The organism is Sedimentitalea todarodis (genome assembly GCF_032595355.1).
Lineage (GTDB): Bacteria > Pseudomonadota > Alphaproteobacteria > Rhodobacterales > Rhodobacteraceae > Sedimentitalea > Sedimentitalea todarodis.
This window is the reverse complement of sequence record NZ_JASMWN010000001.1, coordinates 286,767-308,893: the sequence shown is the minus strand read 5'-3', so window position 1 is coordinate 308,893 and position 22,127 is coordinate 286,767. Positions and strand designations below refer to the sequence as shown.

General features: G+C 60.6%; 22 protein-coding genes. 10 read left to right on the top strand and 12 right to left on the bottom strand.

Going from position 1 to position 22,127, the window contains the following annotated elements; translation table 11 throughout:
- Positions 1-115: 115 nt before the first annotated feature.
- Positions 116-952, top strand: coding sequence for an alkaline phosphatase family protein (locus QO231_RS01505; protein WP_316772467.1), 837 nt, complete (start codon positions 116-118; stop codon positions 950-952).
- Between the two features lie 18 nt (positions 953-970).
- On the opposite strand, the gene QO231_RS01500 is transcribed toward QO231_RS01505, so the two are convergent.
- The 3 genes from QO231_RS01500 to QO231_RS01490 all read right to left on the bottom strand — a co-directional run bounded on the left by QO231_RS01500 (position 971) and on the right by QO231_RS01490 (position 5,807).
- A complete protein-coding gene (locus QO231_RS01500; protein WP_316772464.1) occupies positions 971-1,897 on the bottom strand; it encodes an alpha/beta hydrolase in 927 nt (308 codons plus the stop codon).
- A 31-nt stretch (positions 1,898-1,928) separates the two neighbouring features.
- The gene (locus tag QO231_RS01495; RefSeq protein ID WP_316772462.1) at positions 1,929-3,818 is read right to left on the bottom strand and encodes an acyl-CoA synthetase; all 1,890 of its coding nucleotides are present in this window, start codon (positions 3,816-3,818) and stop codon (positions 1,929-1,931) included.
- Positions 3,819-3,983: 165 nt separating this feature from the next.
- Positions 3,984-5,807: an ABC transporter transmembrane domain-containing protein gene (locus tag QO231_RS01490; protein ID WP_316772461.1), complete on the bottom strand. Its 1,824-nt coding sequence runs from the start codon at positions 5,805-5,807 to the stop codon at positions 3,984-3,986.
- 252 nt (positions 5,808-6,059) lie between these two features.
- Between QO231_RS01490 and QO231_RS01485 the strand changes: the two genes are divergently transcribed.
- The 4 genes from QO231_RS01485 (at position 6,060) to modC (ending at position 9,570) form a co-directional block, all read left to right on the top strand.
- On the top strand, positions 6,060-6,935 hold the full coding sequence (locus tag QO231_RS01485; protein WP_316772459.1) for a hypothetical protein: 876 nt from the start codon (positions 6,060-6,062) through the stop codon (positions 6,933-6,935).
- A gap of 84 nt (positions 6,936-7,019) precedes the next feature.
- Complete coding sequence (modA, locus tag QO231_RS01480) at positions 7,020-7,793, top strand: molybdate ABC transporter substrate-binding protein (RefSeq protein WP_316772456.1); 774 nt, start codon at positions 7,020-7,022, stop codon at positions 7,791-7,793.
- Positions 7,790-8,488: a molybdate ABC transporter permease subunit gene (gene modB / locus QO231_RS01475; RefSeq protein WP_316772453.1), complete on the top strand. Its 699-nt coding sequence runs from the start codon at positions 7,790-7,792 to the stop codon at positions 8,486-8,488. The genes modA and modB overlap by 4 nt, the downstream gene beginning before the upstream one ends.
- The gene (modC, locus tag QO231_RS01470; RefSeq protein WP_316772449.1) at positions 8,485-9,570 is read left to right on the top strand and encodes a molybdenum ABC transporter ATP-binding protein; all 1,086 of its coding nucleotides are present in this window, start codon (positions 8,485-8,487) and stop codon (positions 9,568-9,570) included. Before modB ends, modC begins: the two co-directional genes overlap by 4 nt.
- 3 nt (positions 9,571-9,573) lie before the next feature.
- Here modC and QO231_RS01465 read toward each other — a convergent pair whose 3' ends face one another.
- Positions 9,574-9,831 carry a DUF2312 domain-containing protein gene (locus QO231_RS01465; protein ID WP_316772447.1) on the bottom strand — a complete coding sequence of 86 codons (258 nt, stop codon included), beginning with the start codon at positions 9,829-9,831 and terminating at the stop codon, positions 9,574-9,576.
- 162 nt (positions 9,832-9,993) lie between these two features.
- Between QO231_RS01465 and QO231_RS01460 the strand changes: the two genes are divergently transcribed.
- The gene (locus tag QO231_RS01460; RefSeq protein WP_316772445.1) at positions 9,994-10,212 is read left to right on the top strand and encodes a hypothetical protein; all 219 of its coding nucleotides are present in this window, start codon (positions 9,994-9,996) and stop codon (positions 10,210-10,212) included.
- A 4-nt stretch (positions 10,213-10,216) separates the two neighbouring features.
- Here QO231_RS01460 and QO231_RS01455 read toward each other — a convergent pair whose 3' ends face one another.
- Positions 10,217-10,432, bottom strand: a complete 216-nt coding sequence (locus tag QO231_RS01455) for a hypothetical protein (protein ID WP_316772442.1) — start codon at positions 10,430-10,432, stop codon at positions 10,217-10,219.
- 263 nt (positions 10,433-10,695) lie between these two features.
- Here QO231_RS01455 and QO231_RS01450 point away from each other — a divergent pair, with 263 nt between their 5' ends.
- Positions 10,696-11,559, top strand: a complete 864-nt coding sequence (locus tag QO231_RS01450) for an MBL fold metallo-hydrolase (RefSeq protein WP_316772439.1) — start codon at positions 10,696-10,698, stop codon at positions 11,557-11,559.
- A 224-nt stretch (positions 11,560-11,783) separates the two neighbouring features.
- Entirely contained in the window at positions 11,784-12,209 is a 426-nt protein-coding gene (locus QO231_RS01445; RefSeq protein ID WP_316772436.1) for a TIGR01244 family sulfur transferase, read from the top strand.
- 15 nt (positions 12,210-12,224) lie between these two features.
- Here the strand turns inward: QO231_RS01445 and QO231_RS01440 are convergent, their stop codons facing one another.
- The 5 genes from QO231_RS01440 to QO231_RS01420 form a co-directional block, all read right to left on the bottom strand.
- Positions 12,225-13,346: a FliM/FliN family flagellar motor C-terminal domain-containing protein gene (locus tag QO231_RS01440; protein WP_316772434.1), complete on the bottom strand. Its 1,122-nt coding sequence runs from the start codon at positions 13,344-13,346 to the stop codon at positions 12,225-12,227.
- 66 nt (positions 13,347-13,412) lie between these two features.
- Entirely contained in the window at positions 13,413-16,103 is a 2,691-nt protein-coding gene (locus QO231_RS01435) for an ATP-binding protein (protein WP_316772431.1), read from the bottom strand.
- Positions 16,104-16,108: 5 nt separating this feature from the next.
- Positions 16,109-16,420: a hypothetical protein gene (locus QO231_RS01430; RefSeq protein WP_316772429.1), complete on the bottom strand. Its 312-nt coding sequence runs from the start codon at positions 16,418-16,420 to the stop codon at positions 16,109-16,111.
- Complete coding sequence (locus QO231_RS01425) at positions 16,417-16,797, bottom strand: response regulator transcription factor (RefSeq protein ID WP_316772426.1); 381 nt, start codon at positions 16,795-16,797, stop codon at positions 16,417-16,419. Before QO231_RS01425 ends, QO231_RS01430 begins: the two co-directional genes overlap by 4 nt.
- A gap of 80 nt (positions 16,798-16,877) precedes the next feature.
- A complete protein-coding gene (locus QO231_RS01420) occupies positions 16,878-18,185 on the bottom strand; it encodes a short-chain fatty acyl-CoA regulator family protein (protein ID WP_316772423.1) in 1,308 nt (435 codons plus the stop codon).
- A 504-nt stretch (positions 18,186-18,689) separates the two neighbouring features.
- Here QO231_RS01420 and QO231_RS01415 point away from each other — a divergent pair.
- The gene (locus tag QO231_RS01415; protein WP_316772420.1) at positions 18,690-18,950 is read left to right on the top strand and encodes a hypothetical protein; all 261 of its coding nucleotides are present in this window, start codon (positions 18,690-18,692) and stop codon (positions 18,948-18,950) included.
- Positions 18,951-18,956: 6 nt separating this feature from the next.
- Here the strand turns inward: QO231_RS01415 and QO231_RS01410 are convergent, their stop codons facing one another.
- The gene (locus QO231_RS01410) at positions 18,957-19,760 is read right to left on the bottom strand and encodes a 3-hydroxybutyrate dehydrogenase (protein WP_316772417.1); all 804 of its coding nucleotides are present in this window, start codon (positions 19,758-19,760) and stop codon (positions 18,957-18,959) included.
- Positions 19,757-21,265, bottom strand: a complete 1,509-nt coding sequence (locus QO231_RS01405; RefSeq protein ID WP_316772414.1) for a class I adenylate-forming enzyme family protein — start codon at positions 21,263-21,265, stop codon at positions 19,757-19,759. Before QO231_RS01405 ends, QO231_RS01410 begins: the two co-directional genes overlap by 4 nt.
- 366 nt (positions 21,266-21,631) lie before the next feature.
- Between QO231_RS01405 and accB the strand changes: the two genes are divergently transcribed.
- On the top strand, positions 21,632-22,123 hold the full coding sequence (gene accB / locus QO231_RS01400; protein WP_316772411.1) for an acetyl-CoA carboxylase biotin carboxyl carrier protein: 492 nt from the start codon (positions 21,632-21,634) through the stop codon (positions 22,121-22,123).
- Positions 22,124-22,127 lie beyond the last annotated feature (4 nt).

Below are 22,127 nucleotides of genomic sequence, written 5' to 3'. Positions count from 1 at the left end.
CAGGGGCCGCAGGCCCGTTGTGCCAGCGCAGGGCGGGGCCCATAGGCTGGCGTATTCACGTTGCACGCTAGCCGAGTTTCCGATCCTATGCCGAACAAAACAGCGGGGCAGCGGCATGGACGAAAAACTCCTTCTCATCATTCTTGACGGCGTGCCCTATCGTAACTTCCGGCGCCTCTTCGGCAATCTCGAAGGCTGGGTTCAGTCCGGCGAGGCACGGGTCTGGACACACCGCGCGGTGCTGCCGTCAATCTCGGCCAGTTGCTATGCTTCGATCCACACCGGGGTCAGCCCGCAGGTGCATGGCTGCACCGGCAACAAGAACGTGTTTCGCCTGTCTCAGCCCGATGTGTTCAGCCAGGTGCGCGCAGAAAACGGCGTGACCGGGGCCGTGGCGCATTCTTATTGGTCCGAGTTTTTCAACCGCCACCCCTTTGATTACGTTCGCGATATCGAATATGACGAACCCGAAAGCAATACCATCAATCATGGCCGGTTCCACAGCATGACCGGCTATGGTCAAGACAATCAGATGACCCCAAGCGATGTGGATCTGTTCGCCACCCTGACCAGCCTCTGCCTGAGGTTCGGCCTGGATTACGGGCTGTTGCACACCTGCACGCTCGACAGCATGGGGCATCGGTTCCACCACGATTGCACCGAGATGGATCACGCCTGCGCCATGATGGACGAGATGCTCGCGCCCTTCATCCCGAAATGGCGGGCCGCCGGCTACGAGATCATCGTGACCGCCGATCACGGGCAGGACGCGCGGGGCCATCATGGCGGGCGCGATCCATTGCAACAGGACACGGCCCTTTACTATTTCGGCCCGGCTGATGGACCACCTGAAGATACAATGATCGACCAGTTGCAGATCGCGCCGACGGTCCTGTCACGCCTGGGCGCGCCGATCCCCGAGACGATGCAGGCAAAGCCCTTCCTGACCTGATCGGGCCACAGACCCGGATCAGTCGTAGGGCCAAACCTCTTGGCCAAGCGCCTCTATGGCGACCACGATCCGCTCGAAACTATCCTGTGCACGGGCCACAGTCCTCCGCGCACGCAGATATCCATGCACAAGCCCTTGCTCGCAAATCCAATGCGCCTTGCCCCCAGACGCGCGGATGCGGTCACAATAGACCTGTCCGTCGTCACGCACCGGATCGCATTCGGCGGAGAACACGATGGTCGGCGGAAGGTTGGAAAAATCAATGCCCTGTAGCGGCGCATAGGTCGCATCGCTTGTGGGCGCTTTGCCGTCTTCCGCACGCACCCCGGCGTACTGGACCAGATAGACGCGCTGCAGCAGCGGCGCGTCGGCATGTTCGATGTAAGAGCCCGCGTCGACATCCCCGCCAAGTCCGGGATAGATCAGCACCTGCCCCATAATGCACGTCAGGCGCCCCCGCGCGTGCTGGGCCACAGCAGCCGCGAGGTTGCCGCCGGCACTGTCTCCGGCCAGAATGATTGGATCGCCGAATTCCGTTTCGGCCCAGCACGTCGCCGCATAGGCATCGTCAAAAGCCGCAGGGTGCTTGTGTTCGGGCGCGAGTCGGTAGTCGACCGCAACCACACGGTACCCCGTCTGTACGCAGATCTCGGCGCAAACATCGTCGTGGCTGTCAAGCCCGCCAACCACAAAGCCGCCTCCGTGGAAATAGACAACCGTCCGAGACGGGGCCCCTGCGGAATAGACGCGCACCGGCACATCGCGCGCCGTTACGTCCTGAACATCCACAACGTCGGGGCGAGGTGCTCTGAACACGGCACACATTGCATCATAGGCTGCGCGCTCTTCTTCGAGCGTCCGGCCAGCGGGATCATCCGGATAGGTTTCCCGCGTTCGCCGGATAAAATCCCAGGTTTCCGTGTCGATCAGAGCGTCGTAGTCCATCGCCGCCTCCAGGAAGGTTTGCTGGCTGGAGTCAGCTTGACCATTCCCACGGGCGTGTAAAGTCTCCGAGAACCTTGGCGACATCTTCCTCGACGGCACCGTTGCGCTCAAGCTGCGCCACGAGACCGCGTTTCTTGTCGTCTATGACTTTGCTCACCCGGGCAGCGTTCCCCGCTTCTGCAAGTGCGCTGTTGTAAACGCGGGTGATGGCCCTCTTGCGCAGGTCCGGCTTGAAAACCTTGCCGACCGCCGTCTTGGGCAGTTCGTCCAGGATCGCGACATGCTTGGGTCTGGCGGCCCGCTCATGCACATGCACCTGACAATACTCCATCAGCTCTTCCGACGTGACCGAGGCCCCGTCGACCAGTTCGACAAAGGCGCAGGGGAGTTCGCCCGAATGCGCGTCCGGCTGTCCGATCGCGCCGGCAAATGCCACCGCTTCATGCCCCAGCAGCGCTTCTTCGATCTCGGCCGGATCGATATTGTGGCCGCCGCGAATGATCAGATCCTTGGCGCGCCCGGTAATCCAGAGATATCCATCCGCGTCAATCCGGCCAAGGTCGCCGGTTTTGAGGTATTTGTCCTGATGGTAGAGATCAGCATTCTTGGCGACCTCGGTATAGGTATTGCCGGTGTAGACACCGGGATTGTCGATACAGATTTCGCCGATCTCGTCCTCTCCGGCCTCGACAGGCCCGTCTGCGGAACCCTTGATGATCTTGACATCGGTATAGGGAAACGGAATGCCGATCGAACCGACCTTCTTTTCGCCATCCACCGGGTTGCCCGACACAAGACAGGTCGCCTCGGTCAGCCCATACCCTTCGATGATCGTGACGCCCGTGGCCTTTTCAAAGCGGCGGAACAGTTCCAGCGGCAGTGGTGCGGAGCCTGAGAATGCCTTTTTCACGGTCGAGATATCGGCATCCACGGGGCGCTGCATGCTGGCGGCGATGGCGGTTGGCACGGTTACAATGAACGTGGTCTTGTAGCGTTCGTTCAGCTTCCAGAAATTGTCGAATACACCCTCGCCCCGATACCCTTGTGGCGTTGGAAAGATCACGTGGCTGCCACAATAGACCGCCGCCATGAGGATCACATGACAGGCCATCACGTGAAAGAGTGGCAAGGGACACATGATGTTGTCCTCTTCGCTCAGCAACAGTTCGCCGCCGACCCATCCATTGTAGACCACGCCGCCATAGGTGTGCTGTGCGACCTTGGGCATGCCGGTGGTGCCACCGGTGTGAAAATAGAACGCAACACGGTCGCCCGCGCTGTCGTCAAAGGTCAGGCTGGTGGGTTGGCGCGCCAGTTCCTTGTTGAAATCCTTGTAATCCGCGTGGGCCAGATGTTCCTTGTTTGGCAGCTTGGGGCGGATCAGGGGCACGATCCAGGATTTCGGCGGCGTCAGATACCGGTTCAGATCGACCTCGAGCACCGTATCGACATCGGGTGCGTGACGCACGGCCTCGGCGGTCTTTTCCGCGACATCGGTTTTGGGGAACGGCTTGAGCGTCACCACGACCTTTGCCTTGGTTTCGCGCAGGATCGACGCGATCTGTTCGGGTTCAAGCAAGGGATTGATCGGGTTGACGATTCCGGCGATTGCGCCGCCCAGAATGGTCAGGATCGTTTCGTTGCAATTGGGAAGGATAAAGGCGACGGCATCCTGTTCCCCCACACCCAGTGAGCGAAAGAGGTTGGCCGCCTGTACGGAACGCTGCAACAATTCGGACCATGTCAGGGTTTCCGCCTTGTCCTTGGGACCGGACAGGATCTGATAGCTGACGGCATTTCCGTTGGGAAACTTCTGTGCGGTCTTGGACAGCATCTGATAGAGGGTCTTGGGAACGTCCCGCTCTGCCCATGGCATTTCGGTTTCTATCGCGTTGCGATCTGCCAGATTGGCAATGGACATTATGGATTCCTCCCCAGGGCGCCCGGTTTCGGGCGTTTAACTTGGATATCAAAATGCGGGGAAAACAGATGTCGCGCAAGGGTCCATCACGGCCTGATCCGCACCAGAGCCATGTGACGTGGCGCAACGCATTCAACCATTGACGAAATCCATCGTGCCCGGAGGTCAGGCTGCGGCACTGCCATCGGTAAACTGCAACCGCGCCAGACGGGCATATAGACCACCCTCGGCCACCAATTGATCATGCGGCCCGGTCGCAACGATATGCCCCTGATCCAGAACAACGATCCTGTCGGCCTTTTTGACGGTCGCCAACCTGTGCGCGACAATCAGAGTGGTGCGTCCGGCACTCAACTCATCGACCGCTTGCTGGACGAGCCGCTCGCTTTCGGCATCCAGCGCGCTGGTCGCTTCATCAAGCAGGAGAACCGGAGCGTCGCGCAGAATGGCACGGGCGATGGCGATCCGCTGTTTCTGCCCGCCCGACAGCATCACGCCGCGTTCGCCCACATAGCTGTCATAGCCGTCCGGCAGCGCCTTGATGAAGTCGTGTGCGGCAGCGGCCCGCGCGGCGGCCTCGACCTCTTCATCGCTCGCTCCGGGGCGGCCAAAGCGGATATTCTCGCGCGCCGAGGTCGCAAAGATCACCGGGTCCTGTGGAACCAGTGCGATATGCCGGCGAAAGGTATCGCGGGTAAGGTCCGTCAACGCCACGCCATCAAGCGTGATCCGGCCGCTGTCGGGATCGTAGAACCGCTGGATCAGTTGGATGATCGTCGTCTTGCCCGCACCGGACGGCCCGACAAAGGCGACGGTTTCACCCGGCGCGATATCCAGGGACACATCCGAAAGTGCTGCGGTTTCAGGACGGGCGGGATAGCGGAACGACACGTTTTCAAAGGCAATCCGCCCCTGCACCGGCTCCGGCAGGTCCTTGGGCAGGTCCGGGTCCTGCACAGCGTCAATGCTTGCCAGCAGTTCCACCAGACGCTCGGTTGCCCCCGCCGCCCGCTGCAACTCGCCCCAGATTTCCGAAAGCGCCGCAACCGACCCGGCAACCATCACCGAATAGATCACGAACTGGATCAGCGTGCCTTCGCTCATGACTCCGACCCGTACATCCAGCGCGCCCATCCAGAGAACGCCGACAACGCCGGTAAAGACCAGGAAAATCACGATCACCGTCATCAGCGCCCGCGTGCGAATGCGGCGGCGCGAGACCTCGTAGGAGGTCTCTGTCATTTCGGCAAACTGCGCCCGGCTGGCCGTTTCATGGGTATAGGATTGCACGGTCTGCACCGCGCCCAGTGCTTCGGACGCATTGCCCGAACTCGCCGCGATCCAGTCCTGATTTTCCCGGCTGATGACCCTCAGTTTTCGTCCAAGCACCAGAATCGGCACGATGACAGCCGGAACGATGAGCAAGACCAGCCCCGTCAGTTTGCCCGATGTCAGCAACATCAGGATCAAGCCACCGATGAAAATCAGAAGGTTGCGCAATGCAATCGAGATCGACGAGCCAAGTACCGATTGAATCAGCGTTGTATCGGTGGTGATCCGGCTCAGCACTTCGCCGGTCATGATCTTTTCAAAGAACTGCGGGCTCATCCCGATCACGCGGTCAAAGACCGCCATGCGGATATCGGCAACCACCCGTTCCCCAAGGCGCGTAACGAGTGCATAGCGCAGGCCCGTGCCAATCGCGAGAAGTCCCGCGATGGCCAGCGCCGCCATAAAGTACTGATCCAGAATGGCGCCATCCTGCACACGGAAATTGTCGACCACCCGGCGCACGGCCAAGGGCAGGGCCAGCGACACGCAGGCCGTCAGGACCAGCGCCATGATCGACGCGACAATCAACCCGCGATACGGGGACATGAAGGGCCAGAGGGCCTGGAGACCACCAATCGCCCTTGAGCGCTCTCGCTCTTCCGTGGCGACGGGGGCCACTGCTGGCGCGGATGGGCTCGTTTGGGGTCGGCGGGCCATCTCGCCTCCTTTGGTCATTCGGTATACCACCTGAAGGGCGATATTTTCTTGGCCCCGTTTCATGGCCGGGCAAGCAGGCGGGGTCAAGCGTTCGATCTGTGTCGTGCGACAATCCACGACAGATGCAGGCCGCCAGATCAGACCATGGCAAGACGTCACACCCGCCGTGTCGGGCAAAGCCATTTGACGGCCACCTGACAACAGGGTACCTGAAATTTTCCACAGATCGAAAGAAAGAGCGATAAGGCAGGCATGCAGGTCATCTTTCATACAGGCGCGCACTGCACCGATGGTGATCGCATTCTGAAATGCCTCTTGCGCAACAAACAGGGCTTTTCGCAACGCGGTATCGCAACACCCGGTCCCGGCAAGTACCGCGAGCTTCTTGGGCAATCCTTCCGGGCCATGTCCACGACACCGCCTGCATCAGATGCACGCGACGTCCTAATGGATGCCATCCTTGACGAAGAGCACGCCGACCGGATGATCCTGTCCAACGCCTATTTTCTCGGGTCGCGACGGTTTGCCGTTCAGGACGGACAGTTCTACCCCGCCGCACCGGAGCGGGTCATCCATCTGCACAAGCTGTTTCGCGGGGATCAACTGAACCTTTTCATGGGATTGCGCAATCCGGCGACATTCCTGCCGGCGGTACTGGGGAGCACAACGCCCGAGCACCTCGCAGATGCGCTTGGGGGAACGGACCCGCAAAAACTGCGCTGGTCTGATTGTCTGCGCAGAATTCGGGCGGCGGCACCTCAGATGGAGATGACGATCTGGTGCAACGAAGATACCCCCCTGCTCTGGGCCCATATCATTCGGCAAATGGCCGGACTGCCGTCTGACGAGAAAATCGTTGGCGGCTTTGACCTGTTGAGCGATCTGATCACACGCGAGGGCATGCAGCGTTTTCGCGCCTATCTGCACAAGCATCCACGGCTGAACGAACAACAGAAACGTGGTGTGATCGCCGCCTTTCTGGAGAATTTTGCAATTCCCGAGCAGTTGGAAGAAGAACTCGACCTGCCCGGTTGGACCGACGAGTTGGTCGAGGAACTGACCGAGCTCTACGATGAAGATCTGGCACGCATCCGGCAGATCCCGGGGGTCACGCTGATTGACCCGTGACAGTTTTCCAGCGCTAATCTGCTTGCATCGCGCCCCGCCCCCTTGCGATATCTGAACCATCCTTCGCAACGGAGAGGGTCAACCATGCTGCACCACTGGTCCCGGCGGCTTTTTCTGGCCATGTCGCTCGCTGCAATGATCACGCCGTTCGTGACCAAGGCGGAAACGCCGGTGACGGTCTTTGCTGCCGCCAGCCTGAAATCAGCACTCGACGAACTTGCGGCAACTTATGCGGACCCGGTGCATATTTCCTATGGCGGCAGTTCGACGCTGGCCCGGCAAATTCAGCACGGCGCTCCGGCCGATCTCTTTATCTCGGCCAACGCGGCATGGATGGATGTTCTGGAACAGGATGGGTTGATCGTTGCTGCCAGTCGCCGGACGCTCTTGACCAACCGGCTGGTCCTGATCGCGGGGCCGGATGTGGACCCTGATCTGACGATCGAGCCGGGGTTCGATCTCGCAGCCGCACTGGGGCAGGATCACCTGGCAATGGCACTCATCGACGCCGTGCCTGCGGGCATCTACGGTGCCGCCGCGCTGCGATCTCTCGGCGTCTGGGAGCAGGTCGCCCACCGCGTCGCGCAAACCGACAACGTGCGCGCCGCATTGATGTTGGTGGTGCTCGGCGAAGCGCCCTATGGCGTCGTCTATGCCACCGACGCAGAGGCAAGCCCCGACGTTCGGGTTGTCGGCATGTTCCCCGAAGGCTCGCATCCGCCGATCCGCTACCCGGCAGCACCCATCACGGGTGCCAACCCTGCCCCGGCGCAAGCGTTTCTGGACTTTCTACTCACTCCGGAAGCTGGCGAAGTGTTTCAGAAGCACGGATTTGGATTGCCGGGGGACGGCGCGTGAGCGATTGGCTCGGTCCGGCAGAGTGGCAGGCGCTTGCGCTGTCCTTGTGGGTCTCTTTCTTTGCGACCCTGCTGAGCTTGCCATTCGGCGTGTTCATCGCCTATGCGCTGGCCCGTTGGCAGTTTCGCGGCAAGCACATCCTGAATGTGCTCGTGCATCTGCCACTGATCCTGCCACCCGTGGTCACCGGGTATCTCCTGTTGCTGACCTTCGGACGGCAGGGTGCAATCGGCAGCTGGCTCTATGACAACTTTGGCGTAATCCTGGCGTTTCGCTGGACCGGGGCAGTGCTTGCCGCCGCGATCATGGCGTTTCCCCTGATGGTCCGGTCCCTGCGACTGGCAATCGAAGCGGTGGATCCGAAACTGGAACAGGCCGCGGCAACGCTTGGCGCGCCCCGCCTTTGGGTCTTTGTCACGGTAACACTCCCCCTCATCCTTCCTGGCTTGATCGCAGGGTCGGTGCTGGCCTTCGCCAAGGCGATGGGCGAGTTCGGCGCGACCATCACATTCGTGTCGAACATTCCCGGTCAAACCCAAACCCTGCCCTCCGCCATTTATGCGTTCCTGCAGGTGCCGGGTGGCGAAGGGTCTGCACTGCGGCTCGTCGTCGTGTCAGTCGTAGTCGCCATGGGCGCGCTTCTGGCTTCGGAATGGCTCGCCCGTCGCGCCGTACAGCGGATTGCCGGATCATGAGCCTCCTGGTGGATATCCGCCATCGCCTCGGTGCGCTGGACCTGGAAATCTCGTTCCGCGCGCCAGGCGGGGTTACTGCGCTCTTCGGCCGGTCCGGGACAGGCAAGACAACGGTCATCAATGCGGTTGCGGGTCTGCTGACACCCGAAAGCGGGCGCATCGAACTGGACGGCGAACCCGTATTCGACACCCGTTCGGATCTCTCGGTGCCGACACACAAGCGCCGCGTCGGCTATGTGTTTCAGGATGGACGATTGTTCCCGCATCTGTCTGTGCGCCAGAACCTGACCTATGGCGAGCGCTTTGCCCGCGCCAAACCTCGGGCATCCCTCGCAGAGGTCAGCGAATTGCTCGGCATCTCGGACCTGTTGGAGCGACGCCCCGGCGGCCTGTCGGGGGGCGAAAAGCAACGTGTCGCCATCGGGCGCGCGCTGCTGTCACGGCCTCGGATCCTGCTGATGGACGAACCCTTGGCCGCGCTGGATTCGGCGCGCAAGGCCGAAATTCTGCCGTTTCTGGAACGGTTGCGCGACCACACCGATATCCCGATCCTCTACGTCAGCCATTCGGTCGCCGAAATCGCCCGCCTCGCAACCACGGTTGTCGTGCTCGAAGGCGGGAGCGTGGCACGATCAGGACCAGCCGAACACGTCCTGTCCGACCCCGGCATGGTGCGCCAGATCGGCGTGCGCGATGCGGGTGCGGTCTTGCCAGCGACGATCACCAGGCACCACAACGACGGGCTGACAGAATTAAGCGTGTCCGGAGGCCGGTTGTTCTTGCCAGAAATGGACACCGCACCTGGAACGGCAACGCGGGTGCGCATCCTGGCACATGACGTGATCCTGTCACGCGCTCTGCCACAGGGGTTGTCCGCCCTGAACATCCTGTCGGCCACGATACTGGCGCTGCGCGACGGCGACGGCCCCGGTGTTATCGTGCAAATGCAATGCGGCGAAGACCGCCTGTTGGCAAGGATCACCCGCCGGTCCGCCGATGTGATGGCTCTGCAGCCTGGCGATCACATCCATGCGGTCATCAAATCGGTGTCGATCGCCCGCACCGATGTCGGCGCGGGATAGCGCCTACATGCCAAGCGCTTCCTTGTACATCTCCAGAATCGCCTCTTCCTCGGCGATGTCATCCTTGTCGCGTTTGCGCAAGGCGATCACCTTGCGCATGACCTTGGTGTCGTAGCCGCGGGCCTTGGCCTCGGCCATCACTTCCTTCTGCTGATCCGCGATGTCTTGCTTTTCCGCTTCCAGCCGCTCCACCCGTTCGATGAACTGGCGCAACTCATCGGCAGTCACTCGATAGGTGGTATCGGTATTGGTATCGCTCATTGCAGGGGCTCCGTGGATCAATGGATGTCAGAAACTGCGTCGATACCGCCGCCCTGCCGCCGCTGCAAGGCTCAAACCGCAGGCACAGGCACGGAACCTAGTTGCACGACCGCACATGATCCGCTAGGCGCGTCGCGTACGAGGGAACCTTTCGGGGGCAGCATGTTTGAAACGATGATCTGGGTAGGCGCGGCGATTTCGCTCGCCGGTCTTGCAGGACTGATATGGTGTATTTTGCGCGTCGCAAAGGCGCGACGCGCAAAGCTCCCCGATGAGGAAATGCGCGCCATCCTTCAATCGGTGCTGCCGATGAACATGGGCGCCCTGTTCCTGTCCGTGGTCGGGCTGATGCTCGTGGTCGTTGGCGTGATCCTGGGCTGATTGCTCAGACAGGCATATTGTCGAACCGCGCTTCGATCGCTTCATCGACCAGCATCGCATCAAGCCGTCGCAACCGCCCCGGCACCTGAGCGCCTTCTGCGGCAATCTTTCCAAGTACAGATGAGAATTGAGGCTGAAGCGCAATCCGCGTCTCGGCCTTGGCACGGGAAATCTGCTCTTCGAGATTTGCCGCTCTCAATTTCAGATCGTCGATCGTCATGTCTTTCTCCCCGGTTAATTCTGTTTGGGTACATTCCAAATGTAACGGCTGCACAACACCGCCACACAAAACACGTGTACCATCCCCCCATAGTCTCAGAAAACTCCCACAACCCCAAGATGATTTTCTTCACATTTCCGATTTTCACATCCGCTTAGCCCGCAGACCTTGATACAAATCAAATCAGCAGCATCCGAATCCCGGATTCAGATACTGGAATCTGTACCAATTTGGTCAGAACGGACAAAGGTACGGAGAGCGCCATGTCACCCGATGTAAAAGCCTTTTTCGACCACGCAACCAACACTGTGTCCTATGTCGTACGTGAACCGCAGGGCAGTACCTGTGCAATTGTCGACAGTGTGCTTGATTTCGATCAGGCATCAGGGCGCACCGATACCAAGTCCGCCGACGCTATCGTCGACCACGTGAACAAGCATAAGTTGCGTGTTGATTGGATTCTTGAAACCCACGTGCATGCTGATCATCTATCGGCCGCACCCTATCTTCAGGAGAGGATCGGCGGGAAAATCGGCATTGGTGACCATATCACCGTTGTCCAGGACACTTTCGGAAAGGTGTTTAACGAGGGCACGGAGTTTCAGAGGGACGGCAGCCAGTTTGATGCATTGTTCAAGGAAAGCGACAGTTTTCACATCGGCCAGCTGCGCGGCGACGTCATGCACACGCCCGGTCATACGCCTGCCTGCCTGACCTACGTGATCGGCGATGCCGCATTTGTCGGCGACACCCTGTTCATGCCGGATTTCGGGACTGCGCGATGCGATTTCCCCGGCGGTTCGTCCGAGGCGCTCTTCAACTCGATCCAGAGAATTCTGGCGTTGCCCGATGATACCCGTGTCTTTGTCGGGCATGATTACAAGGCACCGGGGCGCGATGACTTTGCATGGGAAACCACTGTGGGCGAACAAAAGGAGTTGAACGTGCATATCGGTAAGGGGTGCTGCGTCGAGGATTTCGTGCGGATGCGTGATGAACGGGATGCAACGCTCGGGATGCCGCGACTGATCCTGCCGTCGATCCAGGTCAACATGCGGGCAGGTCAAATGCCGCCCAGGGACGACGCGGGAAACGTGTATCTCAAGATCCCGATCAACAAGCTCTGATCACTGTACCGTCACGCAAAGACGTGAAGCCGCATATAGTCAACAAAGCTGTTTCTGGGGTCTCGCCGGTCGTGGGCAGGCTGGGCTGCGTAGCACCATCTCAGGTGGCCCTCGCCTGGCAATCGACGCAAGGGGGCAGATCTGTTGGCGACAGTGAAGTCCATGCGCCACGTCGATTGGTGGCCGACTGGACAGGCTGACGACACGCGCGTAAACAGCGGTCCATGGACCTGCGCAACTTATCCCCCGTCTACGCCGTCTCGCCGCAAATCTCGGTCGAGGACGTCCCCGCAATTGTCGAGGCCGGCATCACGCTTGTGATCTGCAACCGCCCGGACAGCGAAGTGCCGCCATCGCATCAGGCCGACGCAATCGGCGAAGCGGTGCGCGAAGCTGGCCTGCGCTTTGAAGTCCTGCCGTTGACCCACCAAACGATGACGCCGGAGAACGTGGCCCGTCAGGCAGGATTTGTTGAGTCCGCGGGTGGTCCGGTTCTGGCCTACTGCGCCTCGGGAACGCGATGTTCGGTCATCTGGGCCCTCGGTCAGGCCGCGACGAGAACCGCCGACGACGTCCTCGCCGACACGTCGGCGGCGGGTTATCAACTGGACGGGCTGCGTCCGACCCTGGAGCAACTGCACCAAAGCTGAACGCGGCGACCGGCTTTACCCGGATGGCTCCTCCAGCCCGCCGGCTTCATCCGTTCTTAGCCCAGCCAATGCCGAGATTTCCACGGCTGCGTCTTCGGGGCTCATTCCCGAATAGTCCTCTTCGGTTTCCGATTCAGACAGCACATCGACGCCGGCAGGGTCCACTTCGGGATCGACCAGATGCCCTTCCACTGTCATCGGGTCGTCCAGAGCTGTTGCCTTTGCTCCGGTGCCGCTTGCAAACGCATCCCGATCGGCCAGTGTCGGCGTTCGCATTTCATTCAAACGCAATGCGCGCAGGCCACCAGCCTGACCCAGCCGTCCCACGGCCACCTTCTGACCCGTGATCGAAACCAGTTCGATCCGGTCCAGACGCTCCTGCACCAGCGGCAACAGATCCCCCGGCTGCATCTTGGAGAAATCTGCCAGCGGAACGCGCATCCGTGAAATCACCGCGATCAGATCGGCGCGCGCAACCCCGATTGCATGACCGAGTGTGGGCGGGTCCTGCGCCGTTGATGCATCCCGGGTCGTCTCGGCCTGCGGCTTTGGCTCGGGCAGAATCAGGCACATCTCACCCTGCAAGGGCCCGCCATCCAACTCCAGTGTCAGGTCAAAGACCCGATACACATCTGCGTCCAACGCAAGCAGGGCCGACCGTCTGTCCTCGACATGTGCGCCAAATCGAAACCCGGTCAGGCACAGAACATCGGCAGGCAGTTCGGCCAGTTTCGCCGCGCGCTCCAGTGTCGCGTCCACAAGCGGTGCTGCCATCGCCGCGTCTGTCGCAGTGAAGGGTCTTTCATCCGGTGGTGTGGCGGTGACGCGCCCCATGGTCTGCTGTTGGACCAGTGCGACCATGAGGGCACGATCCAGAACCAGCGCGCCGGTCAAACCGGGTGGACCATCCAGCAGGATCAACAGCCTTTCGTCAGAGAGGTGCCGCCCAATTGCATCCTGTTCTGCGCGCGCCTGACGAATACCGATGACCGAAATCGCCAGATCAAAAAGGTTCGCCGCAGACCGCGCAATCCCCAGTCGCAGCGCGCCGGCGGCAGATCTGCCCGCCCCGGACACACCTTCCCGATTCGTGTCCGTCTTGCGCCTAATTGCTGAGTTTGACTCAGAGGTAACCATGAAATGCGGCCTGCCAGTCGGGAGATGTCTGAGCCCGGTCTATCGCAGGGTTGGTTACAATTACCTTTACGCCCGCAGCTCTTGTGCTGCCATCCGCGTCGCTAGCGGCAGTATCACCCGGAACGCCCCGCCGGATTTTCCCGGCAAATAGCTGACGTTGCCATCCAGACGCTGCATGATCTCGCGGCTAATCGCCAGCCCCAACCCCGCACCGCCGGCCTTTTCACCGCTGACCCGTGTGAATTTCTCAAAAACCACCGACCGGGAATCGGGCGGGATACCGCTGCCGTTGTCGACAAAATCGATCAGCAACCTGTCGGAAACCGCTCGCACCTTGATCCGCAGTTCCGGCCTCTCGGCATTGCAATACTTCTGAGCATTCGAAATCAGGTTGATGAACACCTGGGCCAGCCGGTCCAGATCGGTTTGCAACGCAAATCTCTCTTCGTCCCGCTGACGTCGCACCAGCAGCGGCCGATCCGATCCCGCCAATGCGGCGGCCTCGGCCCGGTCCAGCACATCAGACAGGTTGCCGTCACGCATGTTCAGGCTGACCTGTCCGCTTTCCAGAACACTCAGATCCAGCAGATCGTTCAGCAACCGCGTCAATCGCAGGGCTTCGTCGTGAATGATCGTTGCATAATGGGTCTTTTCGGCTTCATCCAAACCATCGGTGTCGCGCAGGATTTCGGAGAACGCGCTGATCGATGTCATCGGCGTGCGCAACTCGTGGCTGACCTGGCTGAGGAATGCGTCCTTTTGCAACGACAGTTGGGTCAGCTTGGCATTGGCCTCGCGCAACTGGCGCGCTGTATTGCTCAATTCCGCAGATTTTGCCTCGAGCTTGCTGGAATATTCGAGCAACTGTGCGCTTTCATCGGCCACAGCCAACAAATCCGCAACCGAGACGGACGATCCTCCGACGATCTGCCCGATCATGGCGTGGGCCGTGGCCGCGCCGACCGAACCGGACAGCACCCGTTCCAGGCGATCCAGGAACGCCGGGCTTGGTTCTGGCAAGTACCCGCGCTGGCCCTGCGCCACGGCCTCGCGATGGAAGAGATCCTGAGCCTGTTGAGCCCCGAGAATCCGTTGCGACATGATCATCAGGTCTTCGCTCTGGCCGATCGTTCCGGTCCATCCGCGCGGGCCGACGGAATGGTCGAATACATTGACGAATTGCGCGGCCTGAAGGCGCTCCAGTGGGCTTGGAAAGGTGACCAGAGATACGATGCAAAAGCCAGAAGCGTTCAGTAGGAGACTCCACATCACCGAATGCACGACCGGGTCCAGTCCCGAGACACCGAAGAGGGCGAGCGGCCGCAGCCAACCGATCCCGAACAGGCCATCCTGGTAGATCCGGTCCGAAAGGACATTTCCGCCCAGTTCCGGTAACAAGAGCGTGAATAGCCAGACGGAAAAGCCAACCACCAGCCCGACAAGCGCCCCGGTCCGCGTGGCGCCGCGCCAGAACAGACCGCCGACCAGGGCCGGAAGGATCTGCGCAATTCCGGCGAACGCGACCAGCCCGATGGATATCAAGGCATCGCCGCCGCCGGACAGACGATGGTAAAAGTATCCAAGCGCCAGGATTCCGGCAATCGATATCCGCCGTGCCAGCAAGACCACGTTGCGTACATCGCCGGACACCGCCCCCCCCTCTCCGTGCCAGGACAGCCAGATCGGCATCACGATATGATTGGACACCATCGTTGACAGAGCCATCGCCGCAACGATCACCATGGAGGTGGCCGAAGAAAACCCGCCAAGGAATGACAGCATCGCCAATCCCTCGCGCCCCTGGCTCAGCGGTATGGTAACAACGTACATGTCCGGGTTCGATCCCTCGGGCATCAGGTCAAGACCGACCACCGCGATGGGAATGACGAACAGGCTCATCAACAACAGGTAGAACGGAAACGCCCATGCGGCGGTTCTGAGATGGCGCTCGTCGCTGTTTTCCACAACCAGCACCTGAAACATGCGCGGAAGGCAGACAAAGGCCGCAGCGGACAAGAAGGTGAACGTCGCCCAGCGACCGGAATGCACATTCCACTGGCCAATCTCCGACGCATCAATCTGTGCCATGACCGGGCCAATGCCCCCGGCCAGTTCCCAGACGACAAATGCCCCCACGGCCAGCAGCGCAAGCAATTTGACGACCGCCTCAAGTGCGACGGCGGTGACCACACCGTGATGGCGTTCGTTCACATCAAGGTTGCGCGTCCCGAATAGAATGGCAAAGACTGCCAGTCCCGCCGCCACGTAAAGCGCGCTTGATCCATCAACATAGCCACTGTCCGGGTCCGCCTCGGCAAAGATCGAAAACGACAGGGTGATCGATTGCAACTGCAGGGCGATATAAGGCGTCACGCCGATCACCGCCAGGAGTGTCACACAGATTGCCAGCGCGTTGGATTTACCGTAGCGCGACGAGATCAGGTCGGCGATCGAGGTTACGCGTTGGCTGCGGCCGATGCGCACCAATTTGCGCAATCCCCACCACCATCCGACCATGACCAGCGTCGGTCCGAGATAGATGGCCACGAATTCAAGGCCGGACCGCGCCGCATAGCCGACTGCGCCATAAAAGGTCCAGGCCGTGCAATAGATCGACAGCGACAGCGTATAGATCAACGGTGTGTGCAACCATCGGCTGCGCCCTTGTGCCGCCAGCCGGTCGGCAACAAAGGCGACGATGAACAATAACACCACGTATCCGAGGCAGACCAGGACCAGCAGGTTCAGCGACGCCACCTAGCTCATCCCTGATCGTCGCTCGGGCGCGACCAGGCCTGCGTGGACTTGCCAAAGACAAGGATCGACACGATCAGAGCGGACCAGACCGAAAACACGTAGATGATGGCACTGGACATTGCGACGCCGTCATCGCCCAAGTCGCCTTCCGGTCCTGACGCGGGCCAGAGCAATGGCAGCGCGAACAACAACGCACCGAGCAACGGCAGAATGCGCGCGGCATCCATCAGGCGACGGCGGCGGTAGTTCTGACGCTCCAGAATCATCGATGGCTGCATCTTGTCGGAGAGCTCGCTATCGGGTCCGCCCCGTGTCATTTCCGCGAAGCCTGCGCAAGAAGGTCACGCACGGCCGTCAGTACCTCGGCATTCGAAAAAGGCTTGGTCATGAAACGGCTAACACCGGCCTTTTCGGCCATTTCACGGTCGCGAGATTGCCCGCGCGCCGTCAGCATGAGCACCGGCAACCCGGCGAACTCGGGGATATCGCGCAGGTCGCGCAGAATATCCATGCCGCTTTTGCCCGGCAGCATCAGGTCAAGAATGACCATATCAGGTGATGCCGCCTGAATGACCTCTACCGCGTCCGCACCGTCAGAATGTGTGCCAACGTCCCACCCGTCGCGGGTGAGCAAAAACCTTATGGCTTCGATGATGTTCGGTTCATCCTCGATCAGCAGGACATGTCGCCCCATATGCGCCGTTCCTCCCCAGGGGCGCGCAGTCGCGCAACTTTATTGCTTTTGCCCAACCTAACCCTGCTTCTGTGACCCTGTCAAAAGCCATCGCTCAGAATCGACGGTTCACGGCGGGCATGACACTCCGAACGCGGGCAGACCCGGCAGCTGCTGCCGACCGGCTGGACCGTCGTCTTGTCCTCGTTCTCGCCAGACACCGGCAGGATCAGCATCGTCGATCGGTAGAGCGGGTTTTCGTCGAAGAGCGGCGTCCCGACGGGTTGTGCAACCGCCATGCAGTCAAACAGCATTGCAGAACGCCCCAATTGCGAAACGCGGCGTCGGATCGGCATCATCGGGCGGCTCAACGCGGTGAAAACCGGCCAGAGCGGGCACGAGGCCCCAAATCGCGGCAACGCAAACCCTTCGACCTGCTTACGATACAGGATACTGCCCGAGGGATCGCAGACCACGAGGCCGACATCGCTCGCCAGCACGCCATCAGGCATCGTGGCCAGTCGCCGGAACACGGCCGAAAGATCGGCTCCAAATCTCTCGGCCAATGCGATCGGGTCGGACCCTAACCGTCCGATTGCGTCGCGAAACGCCTCCAACGGCATCGCCTTTGCATCTTCGGAATAGCGCGTCAGAACTTCTCGTGCGATCAGCCGCGCCCCGCGCGAGGTCAACTCAGGTGCGTCACGCACCAGCGCGTCGGCTTCTGATGTGCCATCTTCGATCCTGACAAAGTGAAAACCACGCATGGCAACGAACGCTTCGACCTCTTCCTGCGGCGACCCGCGCCGTTCATCGGCGTCTTCGCTTTCATCAAGATAGGCCACCAGCGCTTTGCTGCTTTCGGCGAGCCGCAAACTGTCTTCGTTGAGGTTCTTGTGAAACCGCTCCCGCCACTCCTGTTCCAGCTCTCCGGTCTCGGCCAGAATCGAGGCCGTGGATCGGATCGCTGCAGCCGTTGACAGCACCTCGTGCAGCGACGCCGCCAGATGCGGATCGTGGGTCAACCGGTCTGAGAGTGTTTCCACCGCCCTCTCCAAAGACGCGATCCGCCGATGACCTGCCGCAAGGACTTCGGCCCAGCCCGGGAAACGGCCGGCGAACTCGTCCGCCCGGTCCACCTCTGCCGCCACCGCGCCGGCATCTGCCGCCGCCTCGCGTAGGGTCGCAATCAGGGCGGCCTCCGCGCCCTGGGTCAGCATCGAGGGCTCAACCCCCAGGACCTGAGCGATGTCCAGCAGGAGTTTGCCGCCGATTCTGCGACGGTTATGCTCGATCAGGTTGAGATAGGAGGCGGAAATTCCCACCTGCCGTGCAAGGTCGGCCTGACGCATGCCCGCGATTGATCGCCGTTCGCGGATCCGGCTGCCGGTCAAGGTGTCACGGGCCATGACGCGAAAATCTCCCTTTCAGCGCGGTATCAATGGCTTTCTGCGTTGCAACATTGGAAAATTTACAAATCCGCCGCACAACTTGCATACCTATTTACAACATTTTCTTTCTTTTCAAGCAGCTTGTTGCGCGATTTTCGATCGCCGACCGATACTGAATTTGCATGAAAATGCTCGTAGGCGTCATCAAGAACATGTCGCGGCAGGGTTTGTTCGCGAAGACCAAATGTCCAAATCGGATTTCACAGGTCGCAGCGCGCTCCGGTGCAGGAAAAGGCCGATTGCGCGGACTAATAGGCATGTTGCATGAGTGGCCTGACGCTCTCGGATGCACGGCAAAACGTTGAAATCTGGTCTGTTGTGACCGACCTTCCCGACTCAGCATCCTTCTGAATTTGATGTTTTTCTTAGTATGATTCCCCTGCCCAATTTACCTTTTGCTAATCATTTTGCCCACATTCTAGTACTTGGGTGAGGGCTCCGCCAAAGGATTGGAGCAATCAAATGAACATCTCCATTGCGCTACCGGCACTGGCGCCGCAACCAACCGGCCACCCGGCCTCGCTTCCTGCGGAACCGAAGCGGCCGGACAGTACGCAGATGGTCACGCCTGCCTCCGAAGGAGAGACTTCCGCACAAACGGGGCAGCGACGCACAGGCGACGGAGAGCAACAGGAAGCCGCGCCGCCGTCTGCCATTCAAATCAAGATCATGGAGATGCTGGATCAGCAGGCCCGCGAACTGGATCAAGACCCGCAGCTGTAACCAACCTCATTGCGCGGTCCATCCGCCATCAACCGGAATCGCGGTGCCAGTCACATTGTGCGCCATTGGGCTGCATAGCCACAGCGCCAGCGCGCCGATTTCAGACGGATCAGAGCCGCGCAAGCTGGGTTGCTTTTCCTTCATCAGGTCTGCGATCACGGCGTCCTGATCCCCTCTGAATGCGTCCAACCGCTCGGCAATCTGTGGTTCGATGATTGCGGTGTTGGTCCATCCTGGACAGATGCAGTTGATGGTTACACCGCCCTGCGCGCGCTCCCCTTTCGCTGCGTGTTCCAGTGCCACAACCTTGGACAGCCCGATCAGCCCGTGTTTGGCCGCCACATAGCGTGCCTTGTATTTGCTGGCCACAAGCCCATGAACGGAGGAGATGTTGATCACCCGCCCATAGCCACGCGCGACCATCTCGGGCAGCGCGGCCTGCATGGTATGAAACGCCGCGCTGAGGTTGACCGCGAGGATCGCATCCCAGGTTTCGGCAGGCATTTTGGTCAGGGGCGCGGTGTGCTGGATGCCCGCATTGTTCACCAGAATGTCGGCCCCGCCCCAATCAGTGACAGCGCTCATCAGATCGGCGATTTGCTCCGGATTGCGCAAATCGCCTGCAAAGAATTCCGCTTGCGGCGCACCCGCGTGTTTCAAATGCGAGCAGACATCTTTGATCTGCGCGTCCCCGGCCATCCCGTGCACCGCAATCCGCGCACCGGCCCCTGCCAGCGTCTCGGCAATCGCCAGTCCGATGCCCTGAACCGACCCGGTGACCAGTGCCGTTTTTCCCGTCAAATCCGTCATTTGCCGTCCTCCAGCGACTTGCGCAATTCGATCTTGAGGACCTTGCCATAGTTATTCTTGGGCAGTTCATCGAGCGCGATATAGTCTTTGGGCCTCTTGAACCGGGCGATGTTGTCGATACACAGCCGATCGAGATCCTCGGGCGACGCGGTGCCCACGACAAAGGCCACGACGCTTTCGCCCCATTCCGGATGTGGCCTGCCCACCACTGAAACTTCGCGCACGTCGGGATGCGTCAGAAGCACCTCCTCGACCTCGCGCGGATAGACGTTTGAACCACCGGTGATGATCATGTCCTTGGAGCGGTCCTGCATGGTCACGTAGCCGTCCGCATCGATGAACCCGATATCCCCGGTCATCAGCCATCCATCCATCAGGGTTTTCTGCGTGGCCTCCGGGTTCTGCCAGTATCCTGGCATCACGACATCACCTGACACCATGATCTCGCCATGGGTGCCGGCGGGGACCGGGGCTCCGTCAGCGTCCCCGATGCGCACTTCGACCGGCGATTGCGCGCGACCGACGCTGGCCAATCGCGCACGCCACCCTGGATGCGTCCGGTCCGCAACATCGTGTCGGGACAGCGCGGTGATCCCCATCGGGCACTCCCCCTGACCATAGATCTGGACAAACTTTGGCCCAAAGTGGTCAACCGCGTCGATGATATCGGCGTTGTACATTGGCCCACCCGCATAGACGACCGTGCGCAGCCCCTCGCCTGTATCGCCTGTCGCCTTTGCGGTCTCGGTCATGCGTTTGACCATTGTCGGGGCGGCAAACATCTGGACCCGTCCGAAATGCCGCGCGAGATCGAAGATTTCCGCGGGCTCAAATCCGCCGGACGTCGGACAGACATGGCGTGCCCCCTTCAGAACGTGGACGATATTGTAAAGGCCCGCGCCATGGCTCATCGGGGCGGCGTAGATCACCGCGTCCTCCGCGCACACGGCGTCGACATCAAGCGGATAGGCCAGCGACATCGTTATCAACATGCGATTTGTGATCATCACGCCCTTTGGCCGTCCAGTGGTGCCGGATGTATAAAAGAGCCAGGCCAGATCATCCGCGCCGCGGGGTACCGGGACGTCGACGGGGATTGCGTCGAATGCGCTTGCGTGCTCGGTGTCACCGATGATCACGACACGGCATTCAACCTGTGCGTCAGTCAGGGATTCCGCCAGAGCCGGTGTCGCAAAGACCAGAGAGGTGCCCGAATCCTGCAATATGAACGCCGCTTCGCGCCCGTGCAGCTTTGCATTGACCGGCACCGCGACCGCCCCCGCATACCAGATGCCGTATTTCACAATGAGGTAGTCCGGGCAGTTCATCATGAAGATTGCAACGCGGTCGCCCGGTGCAATGCCCTGGGCCGCCAACCACCCCGCGGTCCGGCTCGCCCGGTCATGAAAGCCGTCAAAATCCGCGACCTGTTCCTTGCCCAGGTACAGCGCGGGCCGCGCCGGATTCGCCTGCGCCTGCCGGAACAGCCAGTTACCAAGGTTCATGCCACCCACCCCATGCAATGATCGCCTTGGACAGTTGTATCCGGATTTTTGCCAACCTGGCCACTGCGCTGTCGCATGGCCGTGATGGGAAATGCGCAACCACCCGGCTCATCACAGGCACGAGAGCAGGCCCAATCCAGCGACCGCTTTTCCACGACACGCAAGTGGGTCGGCGCGAAACCGACGCCGAATTCCCCTTGAGGACCATCTCGAAGGCCATTGCGACAGGACCACTGGCAATTCTCCCAATAAATCGCCATGTTGTGCAAAGCGAACGGCGCTTTTCACAGGCAAGACCTTGTCTTATAAGCGCGGAGACGAAAAACCGCGGGACAGGCGGGCATAGCAGAACCGGTCGAGGACATCATGACAGACACCAAACACGAGTCAGACGTGGCATTCATCAAGGCACTTGCCGAGTTGCTGCGAGACAACGACCTGACGGAAGTGCAGGTCAAACGCGATTACGCCGAAGACGACAGCCTGAATGTCCGTGTTAGTCGCGTGATCCAAGCCGCGCCGGCTGCCGCACAAATGCCCTTCGCCGCAGCACCCGCTTCTGTCGCCGCCCCGGCGGCCCCCACAGCCGCAATATCCGACGCTGCCGAAGATCCGGCCAGCCACCCCGGCGCGGTCCTGTCGCCGATGGTCGGCACGGTCTATATGCAGCCTGAACCAGAATCGCCTGCCTTTGTCAGCGTCGGGGCCAGTATCTCCGAAGGCGATACCCTGCTGATCGTCGAAGCGATGAAGACCATGAACCATATCCCGGCCCCGAAATCGGGCACGGTCAAGCGTATCCTGGTCGAGGATGGCGCTGCAGTGGAATACGGCACCCCGCTGGTCATTATCGAATAAGGCA

Bases quoted from the DNA above. Each gene is read 5' to 3' on its own strand.
- QO231_RS01450 (WP_316772439.1), top strand. From the start codon at position 10,696: ATGTCACCCGATGTAAAAGCCTTTTTCGACCACGCAACCAACACTGTG.
- QO231_RS01415 (WP_316772420.1), top strand. From the start codon at position 18,690: ATGAACATCTCCATTGCGCTACCGGCACTGGCGCCGCAACCAACCGGC.
- QO231_RS01505 (WP_316772467.1), top strand. From the start codon at position 116: ATGGACGAAAAACTCCTTCTCATCATTCTTGACGGCGTGCCCTATCGT.
- modA (WP_316772456.1), top strand. From the start codon at position 7,020: ATGCTGCACCACTGGTCCCGGCGGCTTTTTCTGGCCATGTCGCTCGCT.
- QO231_RS01420 (WP_316772423.1), bottom strand. From the start codon at position 18,185: ATGGCCCGTGACACCTTGACCGGCAGCCGGATCCGCGAACGGCGATCA.
- QO231_RS01440 (WP_316772434.1), bottom strand. From the start codon at position 13,346: ATGGTTACCTCTGAGTCAAACTCAGCAATTAGGCGCAAGACGGACACG.
- QO231_RS01500 (WP_316772464.1), bottom strand. From the start codon at position 1,897: ATGGACTACGACGCTCTGATCGACACGGAAACCTGGGATTTTATCCGG.
- QO231_RS01425 (WP_316772426.1), bottom strand. From the start codon at position 16,797: ATGGGGCGACATGTCCTGCTGATCGAGGATGAACCGAACATCATCGAA.
- QO231_RS01405 (WP_316772414.1), bottom strand. From the start codon at position 21,265: ATGAACCTTGGTAACTGGCTGTTCCGGCAGGCGCAGGCGAATCCGGCG.
- accB (WP_316772411.1), top strand. From the start codon at position 21,632: ATGACAGACACCAAACACGAGTCAGACGTGGCATTCATCAAGGCACTT.
- modC (WP_316772449.1), top strand. From the start codon at position 8,485: ATGAGCCTCCTGGTGGATATCCGCCATCGCCTCGGTGCGCTGGACCTG.
- QO231_RS01445 (WP_316772436.1), top strand. From the start codon at position 11,784: ATGGACCTGCGCAACTTATCCCCCGTCTACGCCGTCTCGCCGCAAATC.
- QO231_RS01430 (WP_316772429.1), bottom strand. From the start codon at position 16,420: ATGACACGGGGCGGACCCGATAGCGAGCTCTCCGACAAGATGCAGCCA.
- QO231_RS01465 (WP_316772447.1), bottom strand. From the start codon at position 9,831: ATGAGCGATACCAATACCGATACCACCTATCGAGTGACTGCCGATGAG.
- QO231_RS01460 (WP_316772445.1), top strand. From the start codon at position 9,994: ATGTTTGAAACGATGATCTGGGTAGGCGCGGCGATTTCGCTCGCCGGT.
- QO231_RS01495 (WP_316772462.1), bottom strand. From the start codon at position 3,818: ATGTCCATTGCCAATCTGGCAGATCGCAACGCGATAGAAACCGAAATG.
- QO231_RS01485 (WP_316772459.1), top strand. From the start codon at position 6,060: ATGCAGGTCATCTTTCATACAGGCGCGCACTGCACCGATGGTGATCGC.
- QO231_RS01410 (WP_316772417.1), bottom strand. From the start codon at position 19,760: ATGACGGATTTGACGGGAAAAACGGCACTGGTCACCGGGTCGGTTCAG.
- QO231_RS01490 (WP_316772461.1), bottom strand. From the start codon at position 5,807: ATGGCCCGCCGACCCCAAACGAGCCCATCCGCGCCAGCAGTGGCCCCC.
- QO231_RS01455 (WP_316772442.1), bottom strand. From the start codon at position 10,432: ATGACGATCGACGATCTGAAATTGAGAGCGGCAAATCTCGAAGAGCAG.